Below are 18,504 nucleotides of genomic sequence, written 5' to 3' on the forward strand. Positions count from 1 at the left end.
CCGGAAATGCCAAACAAACAGGAGTAAAATCTCCTGTTTGCCGCTTTTGCCGCGCTACCCTTTCACAGACCCGAGTACGATCCCTTTGACAAAATATTTTTGCAGGAACGGGTACACGAGCAGGATCGGAAGCATGGCCATAAAAATTTGCGCCGAGTATAAGGAGCGTTTCGCTACCTCGGAAATTTGCTTGGCCCCGTCCAGTGTAATCGCGTTCTTCGTCTGTTCGAGCAGAATCTGCAAGTACGTTTGGAGCGGGTAGTGATCAGGGCTCTTCATATAAATCAGACCGTCGAACCACGAGTTCCAATGCCCCACGACACTAAACAACGTCAAGGTGGCAATAGCCGGCATAGAGAGCGGCACGTAGATTCGGATCAGGGAGACCATATGACTCGCCCCGTCCATGAATGCCGATTCTTCCAACTCTTTGGGAAGCTGGCGGAAGAAGTTCAACAGCATGATGACATTGAATACAGGTACGGCACCCGGAAGCACCAAGGCCCAGATCGTGTCCATCAGATGAAGCTGTTTCATCAGCATATAACTTGGGATTAATCCCCCGCCGAACAGCATCGTAAACACAATAAACCACACATAGACGCTTCTTAAGGGAAAGTCCCTGGATTCTTTGGACAGCGGATAAGCGAGCAGGAAGGTCAGGATCATGTTGATCGTAACACCCAGCGCGATTCTTTCAAAAGTAACCAGAAACGATTTAAGGTACTTAGTATTCGTAAAGGCCTCCGCATAGGCTTCCGTCGTAAAACCGATCGGCCATAATCCTACGAGATTCGCATTCGCCGGTCCCTTGGAGCTGAAGGACACCGCAAGCAGATGAAACATAGGAAGGACACAGAGCAGGCCTATGGCCAGCAGTATCAGGTAATTGGCAAAAGTAAACAAGCGGTAGGCGTTGGAATCATAAGCTTTCACCAGAGGGTGCCTCCTTTCTAGAAAATCCGGTAATTCGCAAACCGGTAGGCCAGCGCATAGGAAACGGAAATGAGAATCAGACTGACCACGGATTTGAAGAGTCCCACAGCTGTCGCTAAACTGTATTGGGCATCTACGAGTCCGATCCGGTAAACATAGGTGTCGATAATATCTCCCGTATCGTAAACCAGCGCGTTGTACAGGTTAAATATCTGATCGAATCCGGCATTCAGAATGCCCCCGATGCTCAGCGTGGCCATCAGAACGGCCACCGGCAGAATGCCCGGAATCGTAATGTTCAGCGTTTGCTTCCAACGATTGGCCCCGTCAATCACGGCTGCTTCATACAATTGGGGATTGATTCCGCTTAGGGCTGCCAAATAAATGATGGTGGAAAATCCGAATTCTTTCCATACGTCCGTACTGATCAGTACGGCGCGGAACCATTGCGGATCGCCGAGAAAAAAAATCGGGTCGACAGAGAACCATGACAAGATCTGATTGACAGCTCCTCCCTGCATGGAAAGGATATCGATCAAGATCCCTCCCAAGATGACCCAAGACAGAAAATGAGGGAAATACACCATCGTCTGGACCATCCGCTTCACCAGCGTCTGCCGAACTTCGTTCAGCAGCAAGGCGAACAGGATTGGAACGAGAAAACCAAACAATATTTTTAAACCTGCAATAATAAGCGTGTTACGAACCACCGTCGCCGTATCCGGGAGTTCCAGCATGAACTTGAAATACCGGAGTCCGACCCATTCGGAACCGAAAAAGCCTTTGGTCGGATTGTAATCCTGAAATGCAATGGAGATGCCCACCATAGGAACGTAATTGAAAATGATCAGGAATACGATGCCCGGAAGCATCATTAGATGGAGCGGCCATGTTCTATGCAGCAGCAGCCCTCTTCTCGGCCGCTTGGTTACGCGCGGCGGCGCGGTCTCCCGTACCGTTCTCAGCATTGGCAATCTCTCCTGTAGTATGGGGCAAGGCTGTGCGGCAGCAGCCGCACAGCCCTGTACCCAAGTGAATTCATTTTAACGTGCTTTCATCCATTCGTTAACTTCCTCAGCAATCTTGGCTCCGCCCAAATCGTTGTATTTCTTCGCGAAGTTGTCGAACTCGCTGACAGGCACGGCGCCCATAATGATTTTGGTCAACGTTTCGAATTCCAGCTTGCTCAAAGCCGAACTTTTGGCTTGCATCTCAGGTGTAGGAGCGTCAAAGAACACCGAGTACTGCAGTTTCTCGTATTGGCCTAGCAGATATTCGGCATCGTAGAATACTTTGCGGAACGCCCACGCGGTATTTTTGTCAGCAGCCATGACGTTGTTCTTATAGTTTTCGATAGCTGCCGAGCTGACCAGCTTGGATTCGTCCTTTTCATCGATGGCCGCTTTAATTTCCTTGCCGGTCTGAATGTTGCGGACCGGAGAATCGAACGTGTACGGCTTCATGTACTGATGAGCGCTCATATCCTTGTAGACGCCTTTGCCGGCTTCCTTCCAGAATTCGCCTGGTTCGCCTGTGTTGTCCTGCATCATTTGGGTCACGTTCATCGTTTTGATCAACGCTTCCGGATGCTCATAACCTTTGCGGATTACAATCCAGTTGTTTGCAAAAGGCAGCGCCTTCGGCACGACTTTGCTTCCGTCCAGCGTAGGCGTCAAAGCCACGTCCCAATCCGCTTTCGGATTGTTCGTCAGGGAATCTTTCAAAGGCCAGATCGGATAGTAGAACGGTCCGAAGACGATACCGATTTTGCCTTCTGCAATGGACTGCCCCACCTTCGGAAGGTCTTTAACCGCAAATTCAGGATCGAAGGCTCCCATTTTGTAAAGTTCCTGCATTTTGGTCAAAACATCTTTCATTTTCGGATTCAGGCTGTCGTAACGGGCGTTGCCGTTCTCATCCTTCAACCAAAGGCCAGGGTAAACGCCCATGCCTGCCGCAATGGCGTCCAGTGTCGTCGTTCCCGGAAGCGCGGCGGGACCGCCTGCTTCGTTGCCTTTATCCATCCCGATGGCGTACGTATCTTTCTTTCCGTTACCGTCCGGATCCTGCTCCACGAACGCTTTGGCTACCGCTACCAGTTCATCGATCGTCGTTGGCATTTTCATGCCGACTTTCTCGAGCCAGTCTTTGCGCACATACATCAAGGATACGGAATTCCCCATATCGTAAGGAATTGGAATGCCATAGATTTTGCCGTTCTTGGTTGCAGGTACGAAAGCGGCGTTATCCTGGAATCCCATGTTCGCTTTCAATTCAGGTGTAGCATACTTTTCCCAGACTTCCGTCAAGTCTTCCACCTGGTCATTCTTGATCAGCTTGCTCAGTTGGTCCAGCGTCACCTGCGTAGCGTCGGGAATATCGTTGGAAGCGATGTCTAAATTTACTTTCTCATTGATTTTGGCGCCGTCCGCCACCCACTTATTCGAGAATTCGATATTGAGGAATTCTTTCATGTAACGGGTGTGCAGATTGTCGTCGATACTTTCCCCTGGAGCGAATTTCATAACGTCATTCACGCCCGACCACACGGTCATCTTGACCGGTGTTTCGTACTTGCCCAGCGGATCGATCTTTTCCTCCACGGCCGGTTTGTCGTTCTGCGGTGCAGGTGTGTTGTTCTTCCCGTTCTCACTTGCTGTGTTATTTGCGTTTCCGCAAGCCGCTGTTAATGTCAGCGACGCGATGGCAGCAAGTACGACTGCCTTCTTAGCCCATGATGTCTTCTTCATGCTTTAGAAACCCCTCTCTAATGCAATATTGGTCTACTTCTTCATGATAACGGAGCCAATGATGGGTTAATAGAATAATATTTTGCGGTTGCGGCGTTTTATTGCACTCTTCCTGACACTTCGAAGAACCGGGCCGTAAATGGTTTGGTCAAATGGACCGTAAGTTTGCCTGCCGCCTTGTTGTAATAGAATGGAGCTTGAAATTCTTCTGCCTGCGGGTACAGCTGCCGAGTCGACGTTTCCCCGGAGAACCAGTCGTTCAGTGGAATTCCAAACCGGTCCTCGGCGGATCCGAGCCTCCATACGGCAAGCAGCATCCGGTTCTGGTCTCTGTTCCATAAGCCCAAGGAGCCCCATGCCTGCTGCTCTTTAAGCTTCAGGAGACCGGTCGGGTACACTGGCACAGAATGATGGATATGGCCCCTTTCCTGTTTATAAAGTGCGGTGGCTTGTTGAATGAGTGCCATGTTATGTGCGTCGGCGGCATACAGGTGCCCCGCGAGATACAGGTTGCCGCACAACCCGTTGATCATGTTGAACACCGTCTCCTCGCCATCTTTCATTGTGGCCTGATACGATTCGCTGAGCACGACTTCCGGTGTATTCTGCTCCAGAAACGGAAGCGGGTACGGATAGGCCCAGATGCCGGCCTGTTCCGGGAGAATCGCGGCCAGCGAACCTTGCAGAATGGAAGGGTAGTTGTAGTAGAATTCCTGGTCGCTTGTGCTCTGCAGGTGAAAATGGGAAAGGGCGGCATAGTCTTCCCTCATGCCACCGGATCCGCAGTTTTCCAGAATCAATTGCGGATGCCTGCGTCGGATGGCGTCAATAAACGAGTAGAAGGCATCTGCGTTTCTGCGGAGGTCGTCCACCGAGACTCCGTCCGGGCTGTCGGCAACAGGAATGAAATCGTTATAGTCGTTCTTGATGAAGCGGATCCCCATCCCTGTCAGGCGGTCGAACAGCGCCTCAAAGTAGGCGCAGACTTCCGGGTTCGAAAAGTTAAGGAACACGCGGTCCGGTCCGCCGATTCTTGCGCCGTTCCGATAGAGATACCAGTCCTGGTCCTTGGCGGCGATGGAAGATTCCACATGGCACATTTCAATCTCCAGCCAGATCCCCGGCAACATCCCGCGTGAGGCGATATAATCCAGTATCCCCTGTAATCCGCCCTCGCCGAAGCGTTCATCCACCGGCAGCCAGTCGCCTAATTTCTGTACGGGCGCGTCCGTATGCTCCATGAACCATCCCGCATCGATACAGAAGCATTCGGCTCCCGCTTCGGCAGCCGCATCGATCAGAGGAATCAGCCTCTCCCGGGTTGGCATACCCCAGATGCCGTTCATGAAATCGTTGTAAACGAGCGGGAACTCGCCTTCCCAAGCAGGCGCCGGTTTCAGCGTACTTCTGCGGTAGCGGGTCAGTTGGCTGACCGCTTCGTTAAAACCGCCTTCCGCGCAGCCGTAAGCTGTCGGAACGGAGGTATAGCTCTCCCCCGGAAGCAGCTGTTTCTTCCAGCCGCCGAATCGTTCGCTGCCGGCATCCGTGTGAACGTATAAGCAGCCGCTGTCATCGTTCCAAGAACCGCGGAAGCCAATCTCGATGTTCCACGACGTCGAGGTCTCCACCTGGAAGTACCATACCTTCCCGGTTTCCATATCTTCCAGAACCAGCATCGGCAGGTATTTGGCCGTACTGAAACTGCCCACAGAGGAGAACCGGATCGTATTGGACGGAGGATGCGGCGAACCGTGGTACAGACCGAGATCCTCCAGGTTCCCCGTACGCCATTGTCCTTCCCCGTGCCAAGTCTGCATCGCATAGTGGACCCGAATTTTCTTAGGGTCCTGCCAGTGCCTGACGCCGTCAGTGGCGATGCCGCTCAGGCTCATCGAGGAGAGGTGGTTCATCAACACTGGTTCGGTGCCCGTATTCACGACCGTTGTCGTTTGCCGGATCACATTGGCTCCCGGAATGAACGTCATCCGGACTTGAATCTGTAAATTATAGGCTGCATGCCGGTACGTGAGCAGCAACCCGTCTTCCCGTTGTTCTTTGCTGAGCAGGATACATTCGGCCGGTATGGAGGTCATCCCTCCGAGCGGTACAGGGAATACGCCTCTCGGCTTTCCCGTCAAACCCAATTGAAAATTAGGAAGGGATATGGGCGCCACCCGGTCTTTCCTGTTTCCAGAAGTATTTAGGGCTGTCTGCACGAGCGTCTCTCCGTGCTGGGCGAATTCCAGATGCATGCCCTGATGGTCCACCATCCATTTGGTGTTTTCCTGAACGAGAGTCATTCTTCGCTGCACTTCCTTTCTTGTTCATAAACGTTACGGCTGTGCCATTTGCCTTGCTTGTACAGGGATGATGTTATAAATGTTCTGGGCGTTCCGAAACATGATTTTCTCCGCCAATTGCTCCGCTTGCTTCAACGTAAAGTAGCCTTGTTCCACCTTCTCCGACAACACGCGTGTAAGCACATGGCGGAATGCCATCGATGCCCCCACCGCTTCCTCGGAGGTCCAGGTGTCGCCGCCCCAGGCCAGCGTCCGAATGTCTGGCAGCACTTCAATATACATGTGCAGCGCCTGAACGGCTGCTGACGTAGAAATCAAAGGCAGCCAGTTGATGTCGATCAGGACGTTCTGGTAGTTGTGCGCCAGTCCCGCCGTCTCATGAATCCAGGGAAATCCCCCGTGGAAGAGAACGAACTTGTTTCCCGGATGCGAAGCGATAAGCCCTTCCAGATTCAGCGGGTTGGATCCTTCAAGAAGCGCTAATCCGGTATGAATCTGAATAGGCAGATCCAGCTCTTCCGCAACCTTGCATGCCGCGCCGAGTATATAATCGCCGAAGCGGTTCTGCTCCTCTTGGGTAAGCTCCGACGGATGCTTCAGGTACAACGCTTCCGCTTGCTCGCGGGTTACGGTCTGGAAGCGGATCGTGCGCTGATAAGCCGACGCGCATTTCAATCCTGCGATCGAAGGTCTGCGCCGTACCAGTTCTTCCCTTAACAGCTCCAGATAGGTGTCCAGATCGGGAATTACAGACCCTGCGTTCGCATGCGGATTACATCCGTCATGATCGACCGAATCCGGGTGGAATCCCTGCATCCACATGTCCAGCCGGTATACGGCCGTAACCATATCCGGGTAGCCTACATCGCTCCCCGTGTTCCAATAGCAGTCTTCCAGAAATCGGATATACCCTGCTTTCTCCTGCAAGAGGCGGATATGGTATCCCGGTTCCTGATGGGCCCGGCGGATTTTTTCGGAAAGGCTGTCCCAATTATCAGGCGTAATTTCCTCCTCCCCGTAAATGGAAGATACGGCTTTCTCCAACCAGACAAAATAGGAATTGCAGCGGATCTTCTCAAGCCAAGCCGCGCGGGCGCCCGCCTCCGGGGTCGGCGGAGCGGTATACCATCCCACATAAGAGCAGGAGAACAGCGTATCCAGGGACATGCCTGCATAAAAATCGTCATCCCTGTGGTGTTCATGCGTACTGAAAATCGGGGTTTGTGCTATAAAGGATGCTAAATGCTCACTTGACTTACTCATGTTTCATTCCTCCTGTTTTTACGCCTGTACCAATTTATCCTGGACCGGATACGACTCGATGCGGATCCTTTCCGGATAGCCTTCTTCCAGCACCAGCTCCATGGAATCCGGATATCGGAGCAAGCCTTCCAGTATACCGCCGTTTTCTTTCCACTTTATATCCACCCAGCCGTCCTTCGTAGGAAGCCGGCCTTCCGCCCATTGGACGGTCTGGAACGGGACGGTAATCTTCAAGCGCCCGTGCCCTTGTTCCATGATGTTGACGCCCAGAATCAGCTGATACAGAATATAGCCGGGCGAAGCACCCCATCCATGGCACATACTGACACGCGGTTCTTCCCACAAATAGGTGGGCACATTGCCCTGGTAAGTACTCGGGGTCACGCAGAAGGAACTGGCGTGATCGTAAGTCTCCCACCAGGTCACCGCGCCCCGCGCCACCATGCCGCCCCAGTAATTGCGAATCAGTCCGGCGGCTTGCTTGCGGCGGTTTAGCTTCAGGAACACTTCCAGGACGATGTGCTGGAAGAAGGCGCCTTTCACTTCAGCTGCTTTACCTGTGTTGTAATAATCGGTAAGGAACCGGTCAGCTTCCTCCTCCGTCATCAGGTTCGCCCAAATCGCCAGGAAATTGGTCTGCAGCGAGACGTGCTCTGAAAGCTGGTTTCCGTCCATACAGTCGGCATAAGCACCTTTCTCTTCGATCCATAGATTGGTTCTAATCGCAAGCTGAAGTGCCTCTGCCTTAATCCGCAGCTCCTCAGAATAGTCCGTCAAGCCGAGAGCCTCTGCCAGCGGAACCATGCACTGCAAGGCTTTGTAGTAAATACAAGAGATGGCCGTAACCTTATCCCTCCGGTCGAGGTGCTCCGTCCAGTCGATAAAGCAGAAGAACCCGGGGCGCGCCGCATTAGCGAACAATCCCGTGTCATCGGCCTGTGCGTCGAACCACTCTACGACGCGTACGAGATTCGTCCAAATCTGCTCGAGAAACGCACGGTCCTGCGTATACATGTAGTACTCATACACGCCGATCAGCCAATGTCCGTTGAAGTCCGGAAGCAGCATCTTGTTCGTTTCCGGGCCGGTACCGGGAATCCACCCTTCCTCCTGCTGAATGCGAGCCCCCTGCAGCAGGCATTTGCGGAGAAGCTTCGTGTCGCCGTACATATGATAAATTACTTTGCCCATCACCACGGCATCCGCTACCCACAGCGCCTTTTCCCGCCAAGGGCAGTCCTCCAGATGGTCCTGGCTGTTCATGACCGTCGTAATTTGGCTGATGTCCCATATGCGGTCCAGCATGGGATCCGACGTCCGGAACGTACCTGCCTCCGGAAAATCATAATGCTGGTTCTCGAAGCGGAACATCAGCAAGTCCACCGGCTGCGGGGTCGCCATCAACGTCAGCTGAACATACCGGCAAGCCCTGCGGCCGTAAGGCTGGAGCACGTTCAACCCTTTCTTGAGCAAAAAGGTGTCGACATACTGCAGTTCCAGCGACTCGCCGTAAGCGAGACGGACCACACCGCCCTCAGGCGCATCCATGCGCAGTTCAGGGCGTCCGACGACTTCGGTTGCGAAATCGTAGACGATGCCGGGCAAAGATCCCGGGACAGAAGCATCAATCCGAATCGGGAAGGCAACGGCAAATTCATCGGAAGCTACCTGCACAGCGTCCAGTCTGCCGTAATTCCTTTCCATCCGAACCACCAATTTAGGAGACACCCATTCTTTGTGCAAAAAAGGGATTTCCCTTGCCAAAAGCCGCGGCCACGGGCCATCCGGATCGTTGGCTGCCGCAGCGATGACCGCCGGCGCCCAAGCAGAATCGTCGTATTCGGGCTGTTCCCAGCCGTCCTCCCGTTCCGCTGCGTAAATTTCATTAAATCCGCCCCAGCGGCTGATGCGCATCGTCCGGGTTTCGTACCGCGGTGAAATTCTGCATTTCCATGACGTGTCTGTAACCAGCGGGTTGCCCGCCATATCTAGACTCACAATCAGACCGGCCTCGCCCTGCATCTGTTCAATGACGATATCCTTCTCCCCGAACCGATAACCTACCACCGTGATGCAGTTGCTGCCGGGCTGCAGGAATTCAGTCACATCATACGAATCGTAATACTGCCATTCCGGCGAACAAGGGCTCGGCCCCCGCCCAATCAAGTGCCCGTTTACGCACAGCAGATATTCCTGTGAGGCTGAGATGTGGAGCTTGGCATCATTGACTGTGCTCAATTGAAAAGTCTTGCGAAAATCTACATAGCTGTTGGTTAACGTCGAGAGGCTCTCATGCCAGATCCAGCTAGCTTCCGGATTCATGGGGACTCCAACCCCTCAGCGACAGGCTGCTCCCAATGAAGCTTTGCCCGCCTTGCGATCTCACTGAATTGATTCTCGAGCAAAAGCTTGCCGTACTCCGCCATCCCGGTATGCGCCATATGCCTCCAGAACTCCCAAGGCCCGACCTGCCTCCAGCCTTTCAGCTGCATGCGGAGAATCGCTCGCTCGCTGTCCGCATAAGCTTCCCTTGTCGCTTCATCCCATTGCAGCATCTGTTCCGCTAACGCGGCCAGCCTGTCAGTGATCAGCTCCGCATATCTCTCGCCGAGTTCGGGGGATGACCCTTTCTCGATGTCATCCGTAACGCCATAATCCGGATCCTCTTTGATCCGGTCCATAGCCACCAAGTCCGGATGCAGATGCCATAACAGCGACGTTTCGCCGATGCCTGCGTGATCTCCCCAATACCCTGCATCCAACGCCAGCCAATATTCCGGAACGCCCAGCACAGGCACCTGCAGCCGCTCCGTCATGCGCACGGCCGCCTCGCGCACCACTATCTGCTGGTTGTGGCCGTAATGGCCGGTGACGATAATAATCGCTTTAAACCCGTTGCGGACCGCTTCTTCGCACAGCTTCTCGATCCAAGGGCGAAGCATCACATTGTCCCAGTCGTATTCGCCTTCGATGATGACCGTTGCGGGTTTGTCCAATCCGCCCATGCCCCCGTACAACGGAGGATGGACCACGCCGCCTCCCGCTTTGCGCGCGGTGCGCACCAGCAGCTCATGCGCCTTGAGCGAATCGAGCCCCAGCGCGTTGTGTTCCCCATGCCATTCCACGGTGCCGAGAGGCAGAAACAATACGGGCAGTTTCGCCTGCGCCCGCCTGAATTCGGCCGGAAGCATGCGCTCCCATTGAATTTGTTCTCTTGTCAGTTCCTGTTCCACTCTGCGTACCCCCTGTAAGTAGTGTCCATTTCATCTTAAGACAGTTGCCGGGGGGCGGTAAGAACAATATTTTTACCTTCGGATACTTTCTTGCCGTGTCTCTCTTGAATAGAAAATCAGCCTTACTCTTTAGAAAATACGCCAAGAACCGGTCCGTCCGTCCGTGCTACATTGGGTGCAGATCGAATATCACCTGAAAGGACTGTTGAACATGAACGTATTGAGCAAAGAGACTGTGGAAGCTTACCGGGAGTATGGATTTGTGCAGATCGACGATGTGCTTTCGCCGGAAGAAGTGAGGGAGCTTGCTTCGTATATGGAAGAGGCGATGGTGCAAAAGAATGAACATGCGGTGAACCAGGACGCGCCTGGCGGAAGCTACTATAGAGTGCTGAACCAGAAAGTCAATGTGTGGAGAGACCATGGAGGCATGGCGCAATTTTCATTTCACTCCAAGCTCGCCCGAATGGCGTTAGAGCTCACAGGTGCGGAAGGCATCCGCTTGTTCCATGACCATGCGCTGTGGAAAATGCCTCAGGATTCCAAGCCTACCCCCTGGCATCAGGATTTCCCCTACTGGCCGATGAACGAGCCAGGCGCATTGTCGATCTGGATCCCTGTTGACGATGTGGATGAAAATAACGGCTGCATGATGTTTGTGCCGGAATCGCAGAAGAAAGGAAAACTGACGGGGATCGATTTTTTAAATCCGCAGGACCTGTTCGAGATTGCCGACATGAAGGACATGGAGAAAGATAAACCGGTCAAGGTTCCGCTCAAGGCGGGCAGCTGCACGTTCCACAACGGCCTGACGTTTCACTACGCGCATGCGAACCTGACGGACCGTCCAAGACGCGTGCTGGCGATCATCTACATGCCGGACGGAACCACCTACAGCGGCCAGCCTCACCAGATGACGAACGATATAGGACTGGTTGCGGGCGAACCGATCAAGGGACCGCTGTTCCCACTGCTGGCCAAAAAATGAGTTAAACTTAAAGCCGTTCCCGTTTACACTACTCCGGCAGTTGGTTTACAATCAGGAATAAACCGCTGCTGGAGGGATCGGCCTTGCATAAACTCAGAAATACGGATTACTTCCCGACTGCGGGTCTGCAATTTCACTGCGACCGGGTTATTCTTTCCCCCAACGTTACCGTCACGCCCCACTCCCACGAGTTCATTGAGCTGGTCTATATTGAAGAAGGCAGCGGCCGGCACAGCTATAAAGGCAACACCTCCCGGATCGGCGCAGGTGATGTGTTCATGATTGAGCCGGATGTGGAGCATGCGTACTACGTCGATGCTTCCGGACCTCTGATTGTCCACAATCTGTTGATCGGACCCGCTTTCTTACAGCAGGAAATCCAGTCGCTCTCCGCGCTAAGTTCGTTTATTGAATTTTATTTTGTGGAACCGATGCTCCGGGGATCCTTTCAATTCAAAACATTCCTAAGCCTTGAATACACCCAGCAAGTGCATCTAATGGAACAGCTTAAGCGCATTTCCGAAGAATACAGGGACCAGCCCGTCGGATACTCTCTGGCGATTAAATCCCAGCTGGTGACTCTATTTATCTTTCTAACCCGGTGTTACGAGAATAAGAACGGCCCCAAAGCCATACTGTCCCGCGACCATGACCTCATGGATTCGATCTGCGCTTTCATTCATAAGCATTACGCCCAGCCTTTGTCGCTCGATCAAGTGAGCAGGCTCTGCGGTATGAGTACCGCTTCTTTCTCCGCTAAATTCAAGAAACACGCCGGCAAAACGATGATTGAATACCGCAACGACATCCGCCTTTCTCAAGCCCTTCAGCTGATTACCGTTACGGACATGAAAATGAGCGAAATTTCCAGCGAGGTCGGCTTTGAAGATGTCAGTTTCTTCAACAAGCAATTCAAACAGATGTACGGACAATCCCCTTCTCAATTCAGAAAAAGGCAGCCGAGCCATTAAATCCAACGCTTCAGCTGTCGGTACCGCGTCGGCTGCTCTCCCGTCTGTTGCTTGAACCAGCGGGAAAAATAATGAACGCTGCCGTAATTCAGCCTCTCCGAAATCTCCGTTACCGTGAGCTCGGTCTCCTGCAGCAGCCGTTCAGCCTGCTGCAATTTGCATTGCAAGTGATAGGCATGCGGCGAAACGCCATACGCCTTGCGGAACATCCGAGACGCATAGTCATGGCCGTACGGTGTCCACTCCTCCAGCCAACCGGGCGCATAAGCTTCACAGGCATGCCGTTCCAGCTGATGCCGGACCCAAGCCGCCTCTTCCTTATGATGGAAGGAATGGGTCCCCGCCGTGTCCAGCCAACGGTACAATTTGGCCGTCCATTGGAGCAGCAGACAAGACAGCACGATGGAGGAATAGCGGTCCCCCACCCGGTACTCCCTTACCATTTCTTCGAACAAGGTCTTCGGCCACATGCCCGGACTGCTGCAGTACGGAATGCCCTTCAAACGCTTCCCCGCTTCAAGTACCGGATGCAGCCGATCCATGGATTCTGCAGGAAGAATGGTCACATGGTGCGATCCCGCAGTTACATCCCCCTCTACCGAATCAGGACTGAAATGCAGTCCGTATAACACAAAAGGATCCTCCTCGTCCGCCTCAAACCGGTGAGGTTCACCCGGACCGTAGTAGAATAACGAGCCCGGCTCCGCCTCATACCGGTTCCCCATGATCTCGGCTTTCCCGCGCCCTTTTTCCACATAAATGAACTGATGGTCACAAATGATTCTAGGCCCGAACGTTTCCCCCGGCGTACAGAACAGCCTGTTCACGAAATGCAGCCTGGGTTGCGACGCCCCGTTCATACTGCCGCTTTGCTTCATAAAACCCCCTCCTTTTTCTATAAAAAAACTCCGGTAAAGTGCAAATCGAACACCGTAAATGCAAAGACGGAACCTGCTTTGCGTACTATGCTAAAGATAATCAATGAAAAGGAGGCAATACTCATGACCCAACCGTTACAAGACAACGACAAGAAACCGATCTCGTCCGAATTAACCGACGCAACTCCGCTTCTGAATGACCCTCAGGCATTGCAGGCACAAGCGAAACAGGACGGTGTGCTGTTCTTCCGGGGATTGCTTGACCGTCAGGCGGTATTGGATGTGCGTAAGGCGATTCTGGACATCCTTGATGAATATGATCTGCTTGACCGCAGCCGTCCATTAATGGAAGGGTCTGCAGACCCCGATCAGGTGCACCGTTATACTGCTGAAGAAATCGCTTGGAACGGCGTAGGCGTGCCTCTGGATATTTACCACAGAGTGCAAAAACTCGAAAGTTTTCACGCCTTAGCCCACAGCCCGGCGCTGATTAGTTTATATACAAATTTATTCGGCGCCGAGCCTTTTGTCCATCCGAGACATATCGGGCGGATCATGCTGCCCCATAAAGATCAGAAGCCGACCCCTTCCCATCAGGATTATCTGCATATTCAAGGGACGGAGCATACGTGGACCTGCTGGGCACCATTGGGCGATGTGCCCCGCGAACTCGGCGGATTAGCCATGCTGAAGGGGAGCCAACAGTCCGGTCTGCTCGGGGTTACAGCGGCACCGGGAGCAGGCGGGCTGGAATCCATCCTGTGCGGACTCGACTATGAATGGCAGACCTGCGAATATCAAGCCGGGGACGTCATTACGTTCCACAGCCATACCGTGCATAAATCGATGCCGAACCAGATCCCGGGCCGGGTCCGGTTGTCATGCGACTTCCGTTATCAACCGGCTCATGAACCGATCGAATCCGCGTCGCTTCTGCCTCACGGGCCTTTTGCCTGGGATGAGCTCTATGAAGGATGGACCCGCAGCGAGCTGATGCATTACTGGAATAAGATGAATTTCGACTATACTACCTTTGATGAATCGATTCGCTGGCAGAAGGATAAGATCTGCTAGGAAGTCTTGCATCGTAACAGAAAGGTTGCGGGAAACATTCCCGCAACCTTTTTTTGTACTCTATAGATTCCGACTTAGTAGCTGATTTGCGGGTTCCACCAGACCGATTCTTTCAAAGCATCGTTCTTTGCGTTTACATGGAAGTAGAGCACATCTCCCTGATTTACCGAAACGGTCACATTGTGTACGGCAGACTCCGCAGCAAAAGAAAACGGATTTAAGGAAGCCGACCACAGTTGAGTCCCGTTCTTCATAATTTTCACATCCGCTCCGTCCCCTTGGGTCCGGTCATTTACAATATATTGCGGGCTGCCGGTAACCGTCAGCGTTCCCGTGACTGGGGATACCCACTTCATTACGGCATCGCTGCCTACAGCCGGATTGGACGCTACCCTTGAAATTTTGGCGCCTCCTCCCGACCAGTAATCGTTGAAAGCCTGATCATGCACATAAGTCATCGGGCTGTAAGAAGTCCCGTTATACGTTTCGAAATACCAGTTCCCGACTCCGCCCACATAGCTGACGAAGTTGGGCTCCTTCAGGGTCACGGTTCCCGCAGCAGGCCTTAACGCACCCGTCGGTCGTGTGACGATACCGGATCCGAGCCAATTCGTATATTGAATCTTATAGTAGTAAGTTTGCCCGTTCACAGCCGTGGTGTCTTCGAAATGCATGCTGACCGGATTCGTATTGATTTTTGTATAATTGCCGTTGTAGCTCGTGCTGCGGTAGACGTTTGCTCCCGTATCCCGGCGGTTCTGGGCCCAATACAGATCGACTTTGCCATTGCCCGGAATGCCGAACGGAACCGCGTCATTGACCGGAAGATGACCTGCTACCGTAATGCGGTCAATATCTACCGTGCCGGTAAAGGCCGTGCTGCCGTCACTGCTGAACGGATAAATGCGAAGCTTGTTGATGGTCCCCGACCAGTTTCCGTTTGCCCCGACAGGGAACACGTAGTCCGTAAACCCGGTATCCCCCGGCTGTATTTGAATTACCGTGCTTTTATTTGCATCCCAGGCCGAATCGGACTCTGTAGTCCATTGAATTTTAGCCTGGAATGCGTTGGTCGCATTCTTGGCATACATCCGGATGGACTGATTCCCTCTCGCCTGGATTTTCAGATTGCCTTGAGATTCAACGTAAGGGGCGGTACGGTTCGTCATCGTCAGTTTCAGTGCCCCGCCAGTAACCGAAGATGAGTCGATTTGCGCACCGGCCGTCCACCCTTCCGCATTCCCGTTCTGATTAAATTCCCAAGGGAGTAAATCAGGACCCTCAACCACGTCGATCGAGTCAATATTGACCGTGCCTGACGTAGCGTTCAAATCCAGACGCAGGCTTTGGAGCACCCCGGCAAACTGATAGTTATTGCCCAGATCGAACCAATACGTACGGTATTGTGTATCGTTAGCGACAATCGGAATCGTAAGCTGCTGATTTCCACTGAAGGACGCATTCTGATCCGTCGTCCAGAACAGCTGCGCGGAGGTGCCCGCCGTATTGTTCTTCATCACGACACGGACATAATGGCTGCGTTTTCCTCGAAGGTTGAGCTGAGCCAGCGAAACGATGTAAGGATCATTCCCTGTAATCGTAAAATTCAACTGGCCGTTCACCGACGCGCCCGTTACATTGTTAGTCACTGTCCAGCCCTCGAAATTCCCGCTGGTATTGAAAGACCATGCGGCTGAATTCCCCGCAACCGGCACGGAGACGGCAGCAGTGACAGGACCGCAGTTATCGTTCGTATCGCAGGCCGCGATCTGATAATAGTATGTTTTGTTATCAAATAAGTAGTAGTCCTTGTATGACGTTCCCGATGAGGCAGGCAAGGCAGCGATCATCTGGCTCTTGTCGGCAGCGAACGAGCTTTTCGTGCTGCGGTAAATCCGGTACTCCCTGACATTTCCTGCCGAGGAAGCATTCCAGTTCAGCGTCACGAAGTCTCTGGAAGAATCCAGGACGGCAGTGACACCTGTGAGCTGTGCAGGTGCCGTAGTCGAATTAGCGGCTGTAGCTGCTGAACTTTGACTCGAATAAGCTCCCTCATTTCCCGCTTCATCCAAAGCAGACACTTTGTAGTAGTAGGTTGTGGACGGATTCAGACCGCTGTCGGAGAAGCCCGCCCGGTTGGAGAATCCGACGAAATTGGCCGCCGACGGGGTAAAGCCGGAAGAAGTGCTCCGGTATATTTTATACTCCGCCACACCCTGATTAGCTATAGCAGGCCAGCTTAAACCGATCCGATGACTGCCTGAAGTACTTGCAGCCACAGTTCCTACGGCGCTTGGCGGCGTATAATCAGGCGTGCCTTTGTAGATCGCCGGGGTTCCGAACACGACCCAGTCAGCATTGCTGGTCGTCTTCCCTTTGTTGGAGGCCAGCGTAATCTGCACGGTTTGACCCGCATAATTCGTTACATCGATCATCGCGGGCTCCCAACGATGCCATGCACTGTAGTGCGGCTGGGAATAATCTCCTGTAAAGACAGCAGTTCCGTTCACCAGCACTTTCACCTTGTAACCGTCGGAGGTATTGGCTCCGTCTGCCAAACCGGAATGGATGGCGATATTCAGACGTTGTCCGTTGGTTACGGAAGGCAGGGCAACATTGCTGTAGACCGCCGTTGCATCTCCGGTGTTAGGAGCATGAAGAAAAATTCCGTCTTTAGCTATACCGCCAACCGTATAGGAGCCGGCAGTACCGGTAATCGTGTTGGAAACGACAGCCTGTGAGAAATTCGCCTTCATATCATAGACCAGGGTGCCTGGCGAGTCGATATCGAAACGGGCCGGCCGGCGCTGATTGCCAAAGGCTGCAACGAAATCCTGCATCGCCGTTTCAAACTGTGTATTTTTAATCTCATACGGGGAAGTAACAGGATCAAACCAACTGAGCGGTGAAATGTAGTGCGCCCCGCCTTCATAGGTTTTTACCAGCCCGTCGTAATTGTAAGCTTTATCAGTCTTCTGCATAGGATTATACTCCGGTGAGCCCCAATTCTTGTTGTAGCCCAGTACCTGTTTCATATAATCCTCATCTTTGGTTGAATCTCCATACAAGGTTACACCCAAAGATCCCGGAGAGAGGTCGGCGGTAGTCAGAATCGAAGACGTTAAGTAATACCCTTCCGATCCCGAAGTAATATGGTTTTGATGAGCGAATACACGGTTAGCCGGCAAACCCGCTTCGATCAGCCAGTTCGCTAAATCCTGCAAATGATGCTTCAATAGCGTCGTTCTCCATCTTGTCCACTCTTCCCAGAACGGATTCCCGTCGGCTCGGGTACGAGGAGGATCCACCGCACTCCACGAAGCAAAGCTGGTGCCCATCGCCGTATTAAACTGGCCGATGGAAGTGAACACCGGGCTGCGTGCCTCGCCCTTATACGCTCCGTTCACAGGGTCATACATCCCGGTGCCTGTGAGCCATTCCTTCCACTCCGAGATGGATAACGGATTGTAATCCGAATATCGGGTGCCGTCCCATACATACTGCCAATCTTCCGAATCCAAGCTGACGCCCACTAACAGGTCAGGGTGAGCAGCCCTCCATTCGATAAGCCGCTGGGCTACCTGCTGGAGATTCCGCTTTTTGAAAGCATAATGCTTCAGGTTCTTTCTTGAATACGTCATATAGTTGTGCTGATCGATACTGCGGAACATATCCCAATTGTTCGTATCCCACATCGTCGTTCTCGTATCATCCTGCAGCGCGTGCATCAGTCCGGCATCACCGGCCCATCCGCCCGCGTTCAGTTGGATCAGCAACGGCTTCTGGTTATCCTCGGCATATTTCAGCTGTTGATCCAGGAAGTTGGGATCCCAGTTATAATTCTGTTGATGCGATAAAGTATCTAAACTTAGATATGAAGTTTGAGTGCTCAATCCTGACTTCACATAGGGTGAATCGCCGATCGAAGTGACAATTCCGTTGTACTCCGCGTTGATCCGCTGTTGGGGAGGGGAAGGCCAGGTGTTAGGCAAAATATAATACGTTTCATCGTAAGTCGCAGCAGAAGCTAAGGAACTACACCAGGCAGACAACAACATCACACTTAGAAATCCGCACCTTTTTTTCACACAAATAAACTCCTCTCGTTTAT

12 protein-coding genes are annotated in these 18,504 nt (G+C 52.8%); 3 read left to right on the forward strand and 9 right to left on the reverse strand.

Annotated features, from left to right (window positions below; translation table 11 throughout):
* Positions 1-54: 54 nt before the first annotated feature.
* The 7 genes from SY83_RS02165 to SY83_RS02195 all read right to left on the reverse strand — a co-directional run bounded on the left by SY83_RS02165 (position 55) and on the right by SY83_RS02195 (position 10,482).
* The gene (locus SY83_RS02165) at positions 55-936 is read right to left on the reverse strand and encodes a carbohydrate ABC transporter permease (RefSeq protein WP_407944605.1); all 882 of its coding nucleotides are present in this window, start codon (positions 934-936) and stop codon (positions 55-57) included.
* Positions 937-953: 17 nt separating this feature from the next.
* Positions 954-1,811, reverse strand: coding sequence for an ABC transporter permease (locus SY83_RS02170; RefSeq protein WP_068610767.1), 858 nt, complete (start codon positions 1,809-1,811; stop codon positions 954-956).
* A gap of 168 nt (positions 1,812-1,979) precedes the next feature.
* Positions 1,980-3,686 carry a type 2 periplasmic-binding domain-containing protein gene (locus tag SY83_RS02175; protein ID WP_068603843.1) on the reverse strand — a complete coding sequence of 569 codons (1,707 nt, stop codon included), beginning with the start codon at positions 3,684-3,686 and terminating at the stop codon, positions 1,980-1,982.
* A 98-nt stretch (positions 3,687-3,784) separates the two neighbouring features.
* The gene (locus SY83_RS02180) at positions 3,785-5,986 is read right to left on the reverse strand and encodes a glycoside hydrolase family 36 protein (protein WP_068603846.1); all 2,202 of its coding nucleotides are present in this window, start codon (positions 5,984-5,986) and stop codon (positions 3,785-3,787) included.
* 33 nt (positions 5,987-6,019) lie between these two features.
* Positions 6,020-7,249: an amidohydrolase family protein gene (locus SY83_RS02185; protein WP_068603848.1), complete on the reverse strand. Its 1,230-nt coding sequence runs from the start codon at positions 7,247-7,249 to the stop codon at positions 6,020-6,022.
* A gap of 18 nt (positions 7,250-7,267) precedes the next feature.
* Positions 7,268-9,571 (reverse strand): alpha-L-rhamnosidase-related protein, encoded by a 2,304-nt coding sequence (locus SY83_RS02190; RefSeq protein WP_068603850.1) that lies wholly within the window; start codon positions 9,569-9,571, stop codon positions 7,268-7,270.
* Entirely contained in the window at positions 9,568-10,482 is a 915-nt protein-coding gene (locus SY83_RS02195) for a creatininase family protein (protein ID WP_068603852.1), read from the reverse strand. Before SY83_RS02195 ends, SY83_RS02190 begins: the two co-directional genes overlap by 4 nt.
* Positions 10,483-10,645: 163 nt before the next feature.
* Here SY83_RS02195 and SY83_RS02200 point away from each other — a divergent pair, with 163 nt between their 5' ends.
* Both SY83_RS02200 and SY83_RS02205 read left to right on the forward strand, forming a co-directional pair.
* Positions 10,646-11,470 (forward strand): phytanoyl-CoA dioxygenase family protein, encoded by an 825-nt coding sequence (locus SY83_RS02200; protein ID WP_068603855.1) that lies wholly within the window; start codon positions 10,646-10,648, stop codon positions 11,468-11,470.
* Positions 11,471-11,553: 83 nt separating this feature from the next.
* Complete coding sequence (locus tag SY83_RS02205) at positions 11,554-12,441, forward strand: AraC family transcriptional regulator (protein ID WP_068603857.1); 888 nt, start codon at positions 11,554-11,556, stop codon at positions 12,439-12,441.
* Here the strand turns inward: SY83_RS02205 and SY83_RS02210 are convergent.
* The gene (locus SY83_RS02210; protein ID WP_068603859.1) at positions 12,438-13,319 is read right to left on the reverse strand and encodes an AraC family transcriptional regulator; all 882 of its coding nucleotides are present in this window, start codon (positions 13,317-13,319) and stop codon (positions 12,438-12,440) included. The genes SY83_RS02205 and SY83_RS02210 overlap by 4 nt on opposite strands.
* 123 nt (positions 13,320-13,442) lie before the next feature.
* Here SY83_RS02210 and SY83_RS02215 point away from each other — a divergent pair, with 123 nt between their 5' ends.
* A complete protein-coding gene (locus tag SY83_RS02215; protein WP_068603862.1) occupies positions 13,443-14,393 on the forward strand; it encodes a phytanoyl-CoA dioxygenase family protein in 951 nt (316 codons plus the stop codon).
* Positions 14,394-14,467: 74 nt separating this feature from the next.
* On the opposite strand, the gene SY83_RS02220 is transcribed toward SY83_RS02215, so the two are convergent.
* Positions 14,468-18,481, reverse strand: a complete 4,014-nt coding sequence (locus SY83_RS02220) for a fibronectin type III domain-containing protein (protein WP_068603864.1) — start codon at positions 18,479-18,481, stop codon at positions 14,468-14,470.
* Positions 18,482-18,504: the final 23 nt, after the last annotated feature.

Origin of the sequence: Paenibacillus swuensis, from assembly GCF_001644605.1 — a bacterium.
GTDB classification, from domain to species: domain Bacteria; phylum Bacillota; class Bacilli; order Paenibacillales; family DY6; genus Paenibacillus_N; species Paenibacillus_N swuensis.